The sequence below is a fragment of the Hyunsoonleella flava genome (assembly GCF_004310325.1).
GTDB lineage: Bacteria > Bacteroidota > Bacteroidia > Flavobacteriales > Flavobacteriaceae > Jejuia > Jejuia flava.
This window is the reverse complement of the sequence record NZ_SIRT01000042.1, coordinates 1-320: the sequence shown is the minus strand read 5'-3', so window position 1 is coordinate 320 and position 320 is coordinate 1. Positions and strand designations below refer to the sequence as shown.

Genomic DNA, 320 nt, shown 5'->3' with positions numbered 1-320 from the left:
AAGCGGTCTATAATCAGCGTAATGCTGCTGCTGCTGCAGTTGCAGCTCATGAAGTTGGTCATGCGGTACAGCACGCGCAAGCTTACAGTCGGTTGCAAATGCGTTCTACTTTAGTCCCTGTGGTTAGCGTAACTTCTGGCATGTCGCAATGATTGATTATTGGTGGATTAATTTTAGGCGGTGCCGCTGGCTTAGGTTTAGGTTGGTGGGTTCCGGTAGCTGGTTTAGTAATGATGGGAGCTGCGACATTGTTCAGCTTCATTACCTTGCCAGTAGAGTACGATGCCAGTAATAGAGCATTAGCTTGGTTGAAGAATAAA

At 46.9% G+C, this 320-nt stretch carries 1 pseudogene; it reads left to right on the top strand.

The features are described from left to right. Nucleotides 1-320: pseudogene (locus EYD45_RS16560) on the top strand (zinc metallopeptidase); the annotation flags it as partial.